The sequence below is a fragment of the Rhodococcus sp. 11-3 genome, from assembly GCF_023704055.1.
GTDB classification, from domain to species: domain Bacteria; phylum Actinomycetota; class Actinomycetes; order Mycobacteriales; family Mycobacteriaceae; genus Rhodococcus; species Rhodococcus aetherivorans.
The window spans coordinates 2,671,201-2,684,745 of the sequence record NZ_CP080406.1 but is presented as its reverse complement, the minus strand read 5'-3'; the positions used below and the strand labels follow the sequence as shown (position 1 = coordinate 2,684,745).

10 protein-coding genes are annotated in these 13,545 nt (G+C 71.5%); 3 read left to right on the top strand and 7 right to left on the bottom strand.

The genetic code is table 11. The features are described 5' to 3' along the window. Window positions 1-5: 5 nt before the first annotated feature. The 3 genes from cobA to mqo form a co-directional block, all read right to left on the bottom strand. A complete protein-coding gene (gene cobA, locus KZJ41_RS12815) occupies window positions 6-1,262 on the bottom strand; it encodes a uroporphyrinogen-III C-methyltransferase (RefSeq protein ID WP_373566473.1) in 1,257 nt (418 codons plus the stop codon). A 142-nt stretch (window positions 1,263-1,404) separates the two neighbouring features. Next, window positions 1,405-3,087, bottom strand: a complete 1,683-nt coding sequence (locus tag KZJ41_RS12810; protein ID WP_082120233.1) for a long-chain-fatty-acid--CoA ligase — start codon at window positions 3,085-3,087, stop codon at window positions 1,405-1,407. Between the two features lie 135 nt (window positions 3,088-3,222). Next, window positions 3,223-4,752 (bottom strand): malate dehydrogenase (quinone), encoded by a 1,530-nt coding sequence (gene mqo / locus KZJ41_RS12805; protein ID WP_072635112.1) that lies wholly within the window; start codon window positions 4,750-4,752, stop codon window positions 3,223-3,225. 234 nt (window positions 4,753-4,986) lie between these two features. Between mqo and KZJ41_RS12800 the strand changes: the two genes are divergently transcribed. Beyond that, a complete protein-coding gene (locus KZJ41_RS12800) occupies window positions 4,987-5,994 on the top strand; it encodes an alpha/beta hydrolase (RefSeq protein WP_029543255.1) in 1,008 nt (335 codons plus the stop codon). Window positions 5,995-6,025: 31 nt separating this feature from the next. Then, complete coding sequence (gene mtr, locus KZJ41_RS12795; protein WP_102800118.1) at window positions 6,026-7,399, top strand: mycothione reductase; 1,374 nt, start codon at window positions 6,026-6,028, stop codon at window positions 7,397-7,399. A 66-nt stretch (window positions 7,400-7,465) separates the two neighbouring features. On the opposite strand, the gene KZJ41_RS12790 is transcribed toward mtr, so the two are convergent. The 3 genes from KZJ41_RS12790 to KZJ41_RS12780 all read right to left on the bottom strand — a co-directional run bounded on the left by KZJ41_RS12790 (window position 7,466) and on the right by KZJ41_RS12780 (window position 10,669). Next, on the bottom strand, window positions 7,466-8,032 hold the full coding sequence (locus KZJ41_RS12790; RefSeq protein ID WP_029543250.1) for an alpha/beta fold hydrolase: 567 nt from the start codon (window positions 8,030-8,032) through the stop codon (window positions 7,466-7,468). Window positions 8,033-8,080: 48 nt separating this feature from the next. Further along, the gene (map, locus tag KZJ41_RS12785) at window positions 8,081-8,938 is read right to left on the bottom strand and encodes a type I methionyl aminopeptidase (protein WP_065922640.1); all 858 of its coding nucleotides are present in this window, start codon (window positions 8,936-8,938) and stop codon (window positions 8,081-8,083) included. Between the two features lie 72 nt (window positions 8,939-9,010). After that, window positions 9,011-10,669, bottom strand: coding sequence for an AMP-binding protein (locus tag KZJ41_RS12780; RefSeq protein WP_065922641.1), 1,659 nt, complete (start codon window positions 10,667-10,669; stop codon window positions 9,011-9,013). Window positions 10,670-10,775: 106 nt separating this feature from the next. Between KZJ41_RS12780 and KZJ41_RS12775 the strand changes: the two genes are divergently transcribed. Continuing rightward, entirely contained in the window at window positions 10,776-11,636 is an 861-nt protein-coding gene (locus KZJ41_RS12775; RefSeq protein ID WP_006937428.1) for a LuxR C-terminal-related transcriptional regulator, read from the top strand. A gap of 55 nt (window positions 11,637-11,691) precedes the next feature. Here KZJ41_RS12775 and KZJ41_RS12770 read toward each other — a convergent pair whose 3' ends face one another. After that, window positions 11,692-13,533 carry a penicillin-binding transpeptidase domain-containing protein gene (locus tag KZJ41_RS12770; protein ID WP_084648639.1) on the bottom strand — a complete coding sequence of 614 codons (1,842 nt, stop codon included), beginning with the start codon at window positions 13,531-13,533 and terminating at the stop codon, window positions 11,692-11,694. Window positions 13,534-13,545: the final 12 nt, after the last annotated feature.

Sequence of the window (13,545 nt, the reverse complement as noted above, 5' to 3'; positions counted from 1 at the left end):
CAACGTTACCGAGCGCCCGGGGCGACCCCGGCCACCGGCCCGATGTCGAACCCGGCCACCGGCCCGATCACGATGATGGCCGGCGGGCGGATCTGCTCCTCCCGGACGCGGGCGGCGACGGTCTTCAGGTCGGCGCGCAGCACCCGCTGGGTGCGCAGCGTGCCCTCCTGGATCACGGTGACCGGGGTCTGCGCGGGCCGGCCGCCCTCGAGCAGGGCGGCGGCGAACTGCTCGATCCGCTCGACCGCCATCAGCAGCACGAGCGTGCCGCGCAGGCGGGCGAGCGCACCCCAGTCGGTGAGCGAATCCGGGTGGTCGGGCGCCACGTGGCCGCTGACCACGACGAACTCGTGAGTGACGCCGCGGTGGGTGACGGGGATCCCGGCCGCGGACGGCACCGAGATGGCGCTGGTGATGCCGGGGACGACGGTCACGGGCACTCCGGCGGCGACGCACGCCTCGAGTTCCTCGTAGCCGCGGCCGAACACGTACGGGTCGCCGCCCTTGAGCCGGACGACGAACTTTCCGGCCTTGGCGCCGTCGATCAGCGCCTGGTTGATGGCCTCCTGCGCCATCGCCCGGCCGTAGGGGATCTTGGCGGCGTCGATCACCTCGACGTGCGGGCCGAGCTCGGCGAGCAGTTCCGGCGGGGCCAGCCGGTCGGCGACGACGACGTCGGCGCGACCCAGCAGGCGCCGCCCGCGGACCGTGATCAGGTCGGGATCGCCCGGGCCGCCACCGACCAGCGCGACCCCGGGGCGGGCGGGCTCGGCGTCGGCGACGACGGCACCGGACTGCAGGGCCTCGCGGATCGCGGTGCGCACGGCCGCGGAGCGGCGGTGGTCGCCGCCGGCCAGCACACCGACGGTCATCCCGTCGTAGTGGGCGGTGGCCGGGGTGACGGCCGTGCCGCGGCGGGCGTTGTCGGCCCGGACGCAGAAGATGCGGTGACGTTCGGCCTCGGCGACGATCGCGGCGTTGGTGTCCGGTTCGTCGGTGCAGGCGATGGCGTACCAGGCGCCGTCGAGATCCCCGTCACGGTAGTCGCGCAGTTCCAGGGTGACCTGCCCGGCGGTGGCCATGCCCTCGACCGCGGGCGTCGCCGCACGGGTGATCACGTGCACGTGGGCACCGGCGGCCACGAGCAGACCGAGCCGTCGCTGTGCGACGGTACCGCCCCCGACCACCACTACTCGCCGGCCCCGCAAATTGAGCCCGACCAGGTAGTTGGTCTCGTCATCGGCAGCACTGGACACCGGCACTTCCCATCTTTCGGCACTGTGCAACGCGCATCACGCTGCGGGGAACGCACAAACACTACGGGCCGGGCCGATCGCGGCGCCATCCGCCGTACGAACATCGTGAGGGACGCCGCAGGCCCGGCACGCACGGCGTCCGAAGGACTCAGCCGACGAGGAGGGACTCGCGGACCTGCCGGCGGAGCACCTTCCCGATCAGGGACCGCGGCAGGTCGTCCACCACCACCACACGCCGCGGGACCTTGTAGGCGGCCAGGCGCGAACGGCAGTGCTCCCGCGCCGCCTCGGGGTCGAAGTCGTCGCCCGAGACCAGCACCGCCGCCACCACCTCCTCGCTGCCGTCAGGGGTCGGCAGACCGACCACGGCGGCGTCGACTACTCCCGGGAACAGCCGCAGCGCCGCTTCGACCTCGGACGGCATGACGTTGAAGCCACCGGTGATGATCAGTTCCTTGATCCGGTCCACGACCGTGACGAATCCGTCGCGGTCGACCTGGACGATGTCACCGGTCCGGAACCAGCCGCCGTCGAGCAGCGCCTCCGCCGTCTGTTCGGGCTTGTTCCAGTATCCGGAGAACACCTGCGGTCCGCGGATCAGCAGCTCTCCCCGCTGCCCGGGTTCGACGTCGCGCTCAGGGTCGGCCGGATCGACCACCCGGATCTCGGTGCTCGGGAAGGGAACTCCGACGGCACCGGGCCGGCGGGCGAGTCCGATGGGATTGCCGACCGCGACCGGCGACGTCTCGGTCAGCCCGTACCCCTCGACCAGCACGCCCCCGGTGACCGCCTCCCACAGTTCCAGTGTCTCCGTCGGCAAGGGCATCGCCCCGGAAATCGACCAGCGCGCCGACGTCAGATCCACCGACCGCTCCCGGGCCGCGCGGGCGAGGCGCTCGTAGATCGGCGGCACCGCGGGCATGAACGTGGGTGGGTGCTTCTTCGCGGCGGCGAGCACCAGATCCACGTCGAACTTGGGGAACAGCACCAGACGGGCGCCGATGCTCATCGCGAAGGTCACACACAGGGTGAGCCCGTAGGCGTGGAACATCGGCAGCACCGCGTAGACGACCTCTGCGCCGTCGACCAGCCCCGGCACCCAGGCGCGGCCCTGCGCGGCGTTGGCGCCGAGGTTCGAGTGCGTGAGCATCGCGCCCTTCGGGGTGCCGGTGGTGCCGCTCGTGTACTGGACGACCGCCAGATCGCCGACGGAGGGGCGCGGATGCTCCGGGTCGAGGGGTCCGTCGGCCAGCAACCGCTGCCACGGAATCGTTCCCGGCGCCGGCCCCGTCAGCGCGTCCCGCAACGTGCGCGCTCTCGGGACGGGGAGGGTGAGCGCGAGCCGCTTGGACCACGGCATCGAACGAGTGATGTTCACCGCCACGATGTGCTCGACGGCCGTGTCCCCGGCGATCCGCTGCAGCAGCGGACAGACCTTGTCCCAGGCGATCGCCACCGTGGCGCCGTGATCCGCGAACTGGTGGGCCATCTCCTCGCCGGTGTAGAGCGGATTGTGCTCGACCACCACGCCGCCGATCCGCAGGACCGCATAGAACGCGATCACGTGCTCCGGACAGTTCGGCAGGACGAGCGCCACCCGGTCGCCGGGGCGCACGCCGAGCCGTCGCAGCCCCTCCGCGGCACGGTGCACCCGGTCGCCGAGTTGCGAATAGGTCAGTTCCGCGCCGAAGAACTCGAGCGCCGGACGTGGCCCGAACCGAGCGACCGACGCCTCCAGCATGTCGACCAGCGAGTGCTCGGGGGGTGCGATGTCCGACGGCACCCCCTCGGCGTAGCTGTCGAGCCAGATCCGTTCCATACCGGTGCCCACAGCCCCGCCCCTCTCAGCGACTGGGATCAGGGTATCCCGCCGGGGCGCGGGCGCCACGGCGTTCCGGCGGACGGCGCGGCCCGCGAGGGCCGGACCCGGCCGAGACCCTCGCAGGCCGCATCGGAGGACGGGCGGTCAGACCGTCGCCGGCTCCGCCGGGGCGGTGGCCTCCACCGCGGAGGCGACATCGAGCTGCAGGGACTTGGTGCCCCAGCGCCAGACCTTGTCGAACAGCGCGGTATCGTCCGAGAGCTTGACCCCGAGGGACGGCACCATCTCCTTGAGGGTGTCCTGCCACGCCGTCCACCGGTCGGGGAAGCAGCGCTCGAGGACGTCGAGCATCGCCGGAACGGCGGTCGAGGCGCCGGGGGACGCGCCGAGCAGACCGGCGATCGTACCGTCGCCGGCATTGACCACAGCGGTGCCGAACTCGAGCACTCCACCCGCACCCTTGCGGCGGATCACCTGCACCCGCTGACCGGCGGTGATGAGCTCCCAGTCCGCCATGCGGGCCCGCGGCACGAACTCGCCGAGGGTGCCGATGCGGTCGCGCGGCGACTGCATCAGCTCACCGATCAGGTACTTGGTCAGACCCATCTCGGTAAGGCCGACGCCGATCATCGACAGCAGGTTGTTGGGCTTGACCGAGCCGGGCAGGTCGGTGAGCTTGCCGTTCTTGAGGAACTTCGGGGACCAGCCGGCGTACGGGCCGAACAGCAGGCCCTGCTTGCCGCCGATCACGCGGGTGTCGAGGTGCGGGACCGACATCGGCGGCGCACCCACGGCCGCCTTGCCGTACACCTTCGCGCTGTGCATGGCGATCAGCTCCGGGTTGGTGCAGCGCAGGAACTGGCCGGAGACGGGGAAACCGCCGAAGCCCTTGGCCTCCGCGATACCCGACTTCTGCAGCAGGTGCAGCGCTCCGCCGCCGGCACCGACGAACACGAACCGGGCATGCACCTTGCGGGCCTGGCCGGTGCGGCGGTTGCGGACCTTGACGATCCAGCTGCCGTCGGACTGCTTGTCCAGGTCGGTCACGTCGTGGCCGAAGTGCACGGTGCCGCCCGACGCGGCGACGTTGTTGAGCAGCTGCTTGGTGAGGGCACCGAAGTCGACGTCGGTGCCGTCCTGGGTCCAGTTCAGCGCGATGGGCTCGGAGAAGTCACGGCCCTGCGCCATCAGCGGCAACCGCTCGGAGAAGTACTCGGGGCTCTCCGAGTACTCCATGCCGGCGAAGAGCGGGTGCCCGGCCAGCGCGTCGTAGCGGGCACGCAGGTACTTCACGTTGTCGGCGCCGTGGACGAAGCTGACGTGCGGAACGGGATTGATGAAGTTCTTGGGATCGGTGAGGATGCCGTTGTCCACCGCGAACGCCCAGAACTGGCGCGAGACCTGGAACTGCTCGTTGACGTTGATCGCCTTGGTGATGTCCACGCCACCGCCCGGCTTGGCGGGCGTGTAGTTCAGCTCGCACAGCGCCGAGTGACCGGTGCCTGCGTTGTTCCAGGGATCGCTGCTCTCCGCCGCGGCGGCGTCGAGCCGCTCGAAGGCGGTGATGGACCAGTCGGGCTGCAGCCGGCGCAGGATTGCGCCGAGCGTCGCGCTCATGATGCCCGCACCCACGAGCACTACATCGGTCTTGGCCTCTACCACGTTCTCTGACACTGGAGGATCGACTTCCTTGTCTGTTCGCACGCGCCGTTGCGTTCCGCACTGCTCCGCGTGAGTGTCCCGTGCACGTCCGTGCTCGTCGGCCGGGTCTCGCTGCACTCGCGGATCCCGGCGACGTCGCGGCCGCGCCGACTGCGACGAACAGGTTACCCGCGCGTTGTCCGGCGTTTGTCTTCACCCAATTGTGCCCCCACGACAGGTCCGCGTAGTGACCAATACAGTGTGATCGTGACTACTTGGATGCCCGATATCCTCGGCGACGGATACGAGCAGCTCACGCTGCCTCTCGGCCCCGATCCGGACGGCGAGGGCGAGGTCACCGCCACCCTCGTCCGCTATCAGCCGTCCGTCTACCCCGGCGGCGAGTCCGCCCCGGACCGTGCCGTGATCTACGTGCACGGATTCACCGACTACTTCTTCCAGCAGCACCTCGCCGAGCACTTCGCGGCCCAGGGGTACCGCTTCTTCGCCCTGGACCTGCGCAAGTGCGGCCGCTCCCGGCAACCGGAGCAGACGCCGCACTTCGTCACCGACCTGACCTACTACGACGCCGAGCTCGAGGAGGCGCTGCGGGTCGTCCGCAGCGAGGTCGGCGGCGGCATCCTCCTCGTGGCGCATTCCACCGGCGGGCTGGTCCTGCCGCTGTGGCTCGACCGGCTGAACCGCCGGCCCGGCGGCACAGGCGGCGCCGGGATCCAGGGCCTGATCCTCAACAGCCCGTGGTTCGACCTGCAGGGGCCCTCGATCCTGCGCAGCCTCGGCACCGTCGCCGTCGACACCGTCGGCCGGGTCCGCAGCCGAGCCGTCATCCCGGGGCAGAGCCTGGACACCTACGGGATGAGCCTGCACAGGAACGCCAACGGCCAGTGGGAGTACGACCTGGACTGGAAGCCGCTGGCCGGGTTCCCCGTCACGTTCGGCTGGCTCCGCGCGGTCCGTCGCGGCCACGCGCGGCTGCACCGCGGCCTCGACGTCGGGGTCCCGTCGCTGATCCTGCGGTCGAAGGACACGCGCTGGGCCCCGGCGTACGACCCCGCGGTGGACACCGCCGACGCGGTCCTCGACGTCAAGCAGATCGCCCGCTGGGCCGGGTGCCTGGGCGACCGCACGACGATCGTCCCGATCACCGGTGCCCGCCACGATGTGTTCCTCTCCACACCGGAGGTCCTCGAGGTGGCATTCCGGGAATTGGATCTGTGGCTGGACTGGTTGGACGGTCACAGCAGAACCCTGTGACCGTCCGCGCGAACCTGACTACGGGAGAACAGTGAGCCACTACGACCTGGCCATCATCGGCACCGGATCCGGAAACTCGATCGTCGACGAGCGATACGACGGCAAGAAGGTGGCCATCCTCGAGCAGGGCACCTTCGGCGGCACCTGCCTCAACGTCGGCTGCATCCCCACCAAGATGTACGTCTACGCGGCGGAGGTCGCGCAGACCGTGCGCAAGGCCGCGAAGTACGGGGTGGACGCGACGGTCGACGGGGTCCGGTGGAACGACATCGTCGACCGCGTGTTCGGCCGGATCGACCCGATCGCGGCAGGCGGAGAGCGCTACCGCACGGAGGACTGCGCGAACGTCACCGTCCACCGCGGGCACGCCCGGTTCGTCGGCGAGCGCGCCCTCGACACCGGCACCGGGGAGATCATCACCGCCGACCAGGTCGTCGTCGCGGCGGGCGCGCGGCCCGTGATCCCGCAGGAGGTACTCGACGGCGGGGTGCGTTACTACACCAACGACGACATCATGCGGCTGCCGAAGCTGCCCGAGTCGCTCGTGATCCTCGGCTCCGGGTTCATCGCGATGGAGTTCGCCCACGTCTTCTCCGCCCTCGGCACCCGGGTGTCGGTGCTGGCCCGCACCGGTCAGCTGCTGCGGCACCTCGACCACGACCTCGCCGAGCACTTCACCGGTCTGGCCACCGACCGGTGGGACGTGCACCTGTCCAACCCCGCGACCGCCTTCCGCGCCGTCGGCGACGGCGTCGAGGTGGACCTGGCCGACGGCACCACCGTCAGCGGCGACGCGCTGCTCGTCGCGGTGGGACGCACGCCCAACGGGGACGCACTGGACGCCGCCGCCGGCGGGCTCGCGCTGCACGAGGACGGCCGGATCGTCGTGGACGAGTTCCAGCGGACCACCGCGCGCGGGGTCTTCGCGCTCGGTGACGTCTCGTCGTCGCACCAGCTCAAGCACGTCGCGAACCACGAGGGCCGGGTCGTGCAGCACAACCTGCTCCACGACGCGTGGGGCGGGGACACCTCCGCGCTGCGCCGCTCGGACCACCGTTTCGTGCCGTCCGCGGTGTTCACCGACCCGCAGATCGCGACGGTCGGGCTGACCGAGGAGCAGGCCCGCGCCCAGGGCTACGACGTCGCGGTGAAGATCCAGTACTACGGCGACGTCGCCTACGGCTGGGCGATGGAGGACACCGAGGGCTTCTGCAAGGTGATCGCCGACCGCGCCACGGGCAAGCTGCTCGGCGCGCACATCCTGGGCGCCCAGGCGTCGTCGGTGATCCAGCCGCTGATCCAGGCGATGAGCTTCGGTCTCACCGCGCGAGAGACGGCCACCGGCCAGTACTGGATCCACCCGGCCCTGCCGGAACTGGTCGAGAACGCGCTGCTGGGTCTGTAGGCCGCGTGCGTCCTTCGGGCGGTTCCGGCCTCCCGAAGGACACACCGGCGGCGAAGCCGCCCGCTGCTACCAGCTGCCGGTGCGCAGGGCGATCGCGCTGGCCAGCTCCGCCGGCGCCTCGGCCGGGATGTTGCCCACCCCGCTCAGCTCGACGACGCGGAACTCCGACAGGACGTACCGCATCGAGGCGTCGGCCTCCGCGCGCCGCGCAGCGCTGCCCACGAGCACGGTGGTGGGCACCTCGGCGGGGGCGGCGTTCGCGTCCCGCACGACGCCCTCGGCGTCCGGCACCGCCGGATGGCCCCGGTCGGCGACGACGAGGCTGGCGAACCGGCCGAACCGGCCCGACGCGACGGCCCACGCCAGCTCCGCCCCGGCGCCGCTGCCGACGAGGTGCACCCACGGCAGCTTCAGGGCGTCGAGCAGGGCGTGCACGCCCGCGACGTCGAGACCCTCGATGGTCTCGGGCACGAACGTGCGTAGATCCGAATGGTGCAGCCGCTCGCACACCGCGTCGTAGACGTCGGCGGATTCCCCGGCGCCGGGCAGCAACAGCACCGCGTGCCGGCTCTCGGGGCCGTCGATGCGAACGGTGAAGGTGCCGGCCGGGATCGCCACGTCAGTCGGTTCCATGCCGAAGCACGGTACGCGACACGGCGCCGCCGCCGGCACCCGGCCGAGTCACGGCAGCGTGAGGATTTCCGCCCCCGTGTCGGTGACCACGATGGTGTGCTCGAACTGGGCGGTCCACTTGCGGTCCTTGGTGACCACGGTCCAGCCGTCGTCCCAGATCTCGTAGTCCACCGTGCCGAGGTTGATCATCGGCTCGATCGTGAACACCATTCCCGGTTCGAGCACGGTGTCGACGGACGGCTGGTCGTAGTGCAGGATCACCAGCCCGTTGTGGAACGTCTCGCCGATGCCGTGACCGGTGAAGTCGCGCACCACCCCGTACCCGAACCGGTTCGCGTAGGCCTCGATGACCCGGCCGACGACGTTGAGCGCCCGGCCCGGCTTGACGGCCTTGATCGCCCGCATCGTCGCCTCACGGGTCCGCTCGACCAGCAGGCGGTGCTCCTCGGAGACGTTCCCCGCCAGGAACGTGGCGTTGGTGTCGCCGTGCACTCCCCCGATGTAGGCGGTGACGTCGATGTTGACGATGTCCCCGTCCTCGATCACCGTCGAATCCGGAATGCCGTGGCAGATCACCTCGTTCAGCGACGTGCAGCACGACTTGGCGAAGCCCTTGTAGCCCAGCGTGGACGGGTACGCGCCGTGGTCGCACATGTACTCGTGGGCGATGCGGTCCAGCTCGTCGGTGGTCACGCCCGGCGAGACGGCCTTGCCCGCCTCGGCCAGTGCCTGCGCGGCGATGCGGCCGGCGACCCGCATCTTCTCGATGGTCTCCGGGGTCTGCACCCACGGCTCGTGACCTTCCTTCGCCGTCGGCTTCCACGCGTACTCCGGTCGCTCGATCCCGTTGGGGACGGCACGGACAGGCGAGACGGTTCCGGGGACGAGTGCGGTGCGAACAGGCATGCCCACCAGAATAGGCCCCGCGCAGCGGGGGGCGACGCGGCCCGGCGGCCGCACCGCCCCCCACCCGGGGGCTCAGCCCTGGCGCAGGATGTAGCGCTGGATCTTGCCGCTGGGCGTCTTCGGCAGCTGGGGCACGAAGTGCACGGTCCGCGGGTAGGCGTGCGCCGCGAACTTGCGCTTGACCAGCTGCTGCAGCTCCGCCTCGAGCTCGTCGGTGCCGTCGACACCGTCGCGCAGCACCACGAACGCCTCGAGCACCTCACCGCGCAGCTGATCGGGCATGCCGACGACGGCGGCCTCGACGACGTGCTCGTGCATCACCAGCACGCTCTCGACGTCGAACGGGCCGATCCGGTAGCCCGCCATGATGATCACGTCGTCGTCGCGGGCCGAGAAGTAGAAGAAGCCGTCCTCGTCGACCTGCCCGGCGTCGCCGGTGAGGTACCAGCGGCCGTCCTCCGTGAACCGCTGCGCGGTCTTCTCCGGGGCGTCCACGTAACCCGTGAACCACAGCAGGGGGCTGGCGTGGGTGTCGATCGCCACGCGCCCGGGCACGCCGGGGGCGGCGATCTCGTCGGAGTCGTCGGACAGCACGGCGCAGGACCAACCGGGCAGCGGCTTGCCCATCGACCCGGGCCGCACCTCCTCGCGCAGCCCGTCGGCCCACGCGTTGACGACGAACATGCCGTGCTCGGTCTGCCCGTAGTGGTCGCGCACCACCGCGCCGAGGGTCTGCTCCGACCACGCCACGACGTCGGGCGTGAGCGGCTCGCCGGCCGAGGACGCGCGGCGCAGCGAGATCGACTCCGGCACGGGCGCCGAGTCCGCTCGCAGGCTGCGGTAGACGGTGGGCGCGGCCGCGAAGTTGGTGACCCCGAACTTCTCCATCACCTGCCAGGTGAGGGAGGCGGAGAACCCGGCATGCAGCAGCAGGCTGCGCACCCCGGCGGCCAGCGGCGCGAGCAGCGCGTAGTACAGCCCGTAGGCCCAGCCGGGATCGGCGGCGTTCCAGAACACGTCGTCCTCACGCACGTCGAGGCCGAAGTCCAGGTAGGCGTGGAACGACGCGAGCGCCCGTACCGGCACGGGCACGCCCTTCGGAGTGCCGGTGGTGCCGGAGGTGAACAGCTGCACGAGTCCGCCGTGCCCGCCGACGGCGACCGCGGCACCGCGCGGATCGTCCGCGTCGTGCGAGGCCACCAGGTCGGCGAAGCTCACTCCGATGCCGGCGGCACCGCCCTCGGTGTGACCTGCGACGACGATCTGCCAGGGCGCGTCGGCGGGGATGTCCTCGCCGGGCGCGAGCTTGCCCACCTGGTCGGCGTCCGAGACCACCACCTTCGCGCCGCTTGCCTGCAGCCGGAAACCGATCGCCGGGGGTGCGAACGCGGTGAACAGCGGCACGTGCACGGCACCGCGGCGCCAGATGCCGAGCAGCGCCACGACCAGGTCCGCGGACTTGCCCATCAGGGTGGCGACGTGGTCGCCCGGCTCGACGCCGAGGTCGGCCAGGGCCGCGGCGAAGCGGGAGGACTGCTCGCGCAGGTAACCGAAGGTCAGATCGGTCGCGCTCAGGTCCGCCTCGACCACCGTGAACGCGACGGCGTCCGCGGGATGCCCGTCGCACAGCAGCTGTGCGGCACACGCGTCGGCGGTGTCGTAGCGGTCCAGCAGTTCCCGCACTCGTGCCTCCTGCTCGGAATACGCACGCGCGGTGGTCTCGGTGGTCATCGAATCCGTCCTCTCGTGAAGCGCCCCGGGGTGAACGTCCCGAGGATCGATTCCTTTATGATCCAAGTCACAAGTACGTCCCGATACCCCCGGAAAGGGGTGACCGATGGCGCCGGCCGGCACCTCGCCTCTCCTTCGTCCCCGTGACAGCGACGCACTACGCGGCGAGCTCCGCCGCACCGCGGCGGAGGCACTGATTCCCGTCGTGTTCGCCGGGGAGGTCCGCGACGGAAACCTGCACCTGACCGAGTTCTTCGGCACCCGCACGAACGGCCTCGAGGGGGTCGTGGTGCCGCCGCGGGCGGGCCTGGGTGGCCTCGTGGTGGACCGGGCCCGGCCGGCGACGGTGCCCGACTACGGCCGGTCGTCGTCGATCACCCACCACTTCGACCGGCCCGTGCTCAGCGAGGGGCTGCGGTCGATCCTCGCGGTGCCGGTGATGGTGGGAGGGGCGGCCCGCGCCGTCCTCTACGGCGCGATCCGTGAGTGCTCACCGCTCGGCGATCGCGCGGTGGGGGCGTTCGTGCAGGCGGCGCGCCGGCTCAGCAGCGAGATCGCCATCCGGGACGAGGTGGACCGGCGGCTGGCGCTGCTCGGCTCCCTCGATCGGCCGTCCGAGAACCCGGTCGCGGCGGCCCAGATCCGGGACGTGCACGCGGAACTGCGCGGCCTCGCCCAGTCCGTGGAGGACGCCGGCCTGCAGCGCAAGCTGCGGGCGCTGTCGGACCGGCTGGCCGGGGCGCTCGGCGGCCCGGCCCCGCAACCGACCGACGTGGTGCTCTCGCCGCGCGAGACCGACGTGCTCGCGCACGTGGCACTGGGATGCACCAATGCCGAGATCGCCGACCGGCTGTCGGTCGGCCCGGAGACGGTCAAGAGCTACCTGCGCAGCGCGATGGGCAAGCTCGACGCCCACACCCGGCACGAGGCGGTGGTGTCCGCGCGGCGCCTGGGTCTGCTGCCCTGAGCGACCCGGCCGGTGGCTCGTCCGGGTGCCGGCCGGCAACCCCCGCCCGGGCCGGTCAGTACCCCTCCGGGAGGGCCGCGAACATGTCGCGGGTGACGGCGACGGCGTTGTCGGAGCTGCCGCCGCGCACGACGAGCGTGGCGAAGGCCAGGTCGCCGCGGTAGCCGACGAACCACGCGTGGGAGCCACCCTCGACCTCGGCCTCACCCGTCTTGCCGTAGACCTCGCCCTGGTCGCGGATGCGGTCGGCGGTGCCGCTGGTGATCACCAGCCGCATCATGCCGCGCAGGCCGTCGATCATCTCCGGGGTGACGGGCGGCCGGTCGCCGGTGACGGCGGTCTCGCGTCCCTGCAACAGGTAGGGCACGGGTGCGCTGCCGTGCGCGACGGTCGCGGCGGCCAGGGCCATCCCGAGCGGGCTGACGACGACCTTGCCCTGACCGAAGCCGTCCTCGGCGCGCTGGACCAGGTCCTCGGCCGGCGGCACCGACCCGGAGAACGTGGGCATGCCCACCACCTCGTACTCGGGTCCGATGCCGAACTGCGCGGCCGCGACGGTGAGGGCGTCGGGCGCCATCTCGGAGGCGAGTTTGGCGAACGAGGTGTTGCACGAGCGCGCGAACGCCGTCGCCATCGGCACGGTGCCGACCGAGAATTCGTTGTAGTTGGGGACGCTGCGCTCGCCGATCGTGATCCGTCCCGGGCAGGCCACCATGGTGCCGGGCGTGGCGAGACCGCTGGAGATGGCGGCGCCCGAGGTGATGATCTTGAAGGTGGAGCCGGGAGGGTACTGCCCCGCCAGCGCGACCGGTCCGTCGCGGTCGGCCGCCTCGTTCTGGGCGACGGCGAGGACCGCGCCGGTGGACGCCTCGATCACCACCATCATCGCCTGTTCCGCGCGGGCGTCGACGGCGGCCTGCGCCGCCACCTGGATGGGACGGTCCAGGCTGATGGAGAACGACGGCGCCGGCTCGGGCGGGGTCTCGGTGAGCACACCGGTGTCGACGCCGTTCTGGTTGACGGCGACCACGCTCCACCCGGCCTTGCCGTCCACCTCGTCGATCACGGTCTTCTTGATCTGGCCGACCAGATCGGGGGCGAAGCTGCGGTCGGTGGAGACGAGGTCGGCCTGCTCGGTGATCGTGACGCCGGGAATCGCCGCGAGGGTGCCGGCGACGCGTTCGTAGTCCTCCTCACGCAGCCGCACCACCGAGTGGGCGCCCTCGGCGGCGGTCGCGGTCTCGGCGATCGACTGCGCGGTCAGCGACGGGTCGAACTGTGTCAGCGCCGCCGACAACGCCCGCGCCGCACCCCGGACGTCGCCGGCCGCCGTGGCGTCGAAACCGACACCGTAGACGATGCCCGGAACGAGCACATCCGAGCCGGAATGCTCGTTGACGCGCGCGCGGGGGGCGGGATTGGTCCGCAGCTGCATCCGCTGCCGATCGCCGAGCTGGGGATGCAGGTTCGACCGGGTCCAGCGGACCACCCAGTCGTTCCCGCTGCGGCCCATGTTCATCTCGCCGGAGTACCGCCACACGCGCTCACCGGGCAGGCCCCATTCGTAGACGTAGGTGACCGTCGCAGTGTCCCCGTCGATCCGCACGCCGTCGGTGTCCACCGCCAGCGTCTCCGCCTGTAGTCCGGCCCACGTCTCCGCCAGCGCCTCCTCGGCCGGCTCGGGACGGTCGGTCAGGGCGGCGGCCGCGGCGAAGTCCCGGTCGGCGAAGTCGGTGAGGAACTCCTGTGCGGCGGGCTCGGGGCCGGCCGGCTTCGGGGTACACGCGACGACACCGCCGGCCAGCGCGACGGCGGCCACCAGGACCGCCCCGCGCCGCAGCAGTCGACGCGGTGCCGGGACGAGCGGGGCCGAGACGCGGGCGGATCGAGTTCTCATCGCCGTCATCGT

What these genes read in the sequence shown, in the direction of transcription:
- KZJ41_RS12770 (WP_084648639.1), bottom strand. Translation starts at nt 13,533, where the DNA reads ATGAGAACTCGATCCGCCCGCGTCTCGGCCCCGCTCGTCCCGGCACCG.
- KZJ41_RS12790 (WP_029543250.1), bottom strand. Translation starts at nt 8,032, where the DNA reads ATGGAACCGACTGACGTGGCGATCCCGGCCGGCACCTTCACCGTTCGC.
- map (WP_065922640.1), bottom strand. Translation starts at nt 8,938, where the DNA reads ATGCCTGTTCGCACCGCACTCGTCCCCGGAACCGTCTCGCCTGTCCGT.
- KZJ41_RS12780 (WP_065922641.1), bottom strand. Translation starts at nt 10,669, where the DNA reads ATGACCACCGAGACCACCGCGCGTGCGTATTCCGAGCAGGAGGCACGA.
- KZJ41_RS12775 (WP_006937428.1), top strand. Translation starts at nt 10,776, where the DNA reads ATGGCGCCGGCCGGCACCTCGCCTCTCCTTCGTCCCCGTGACAGCGAC.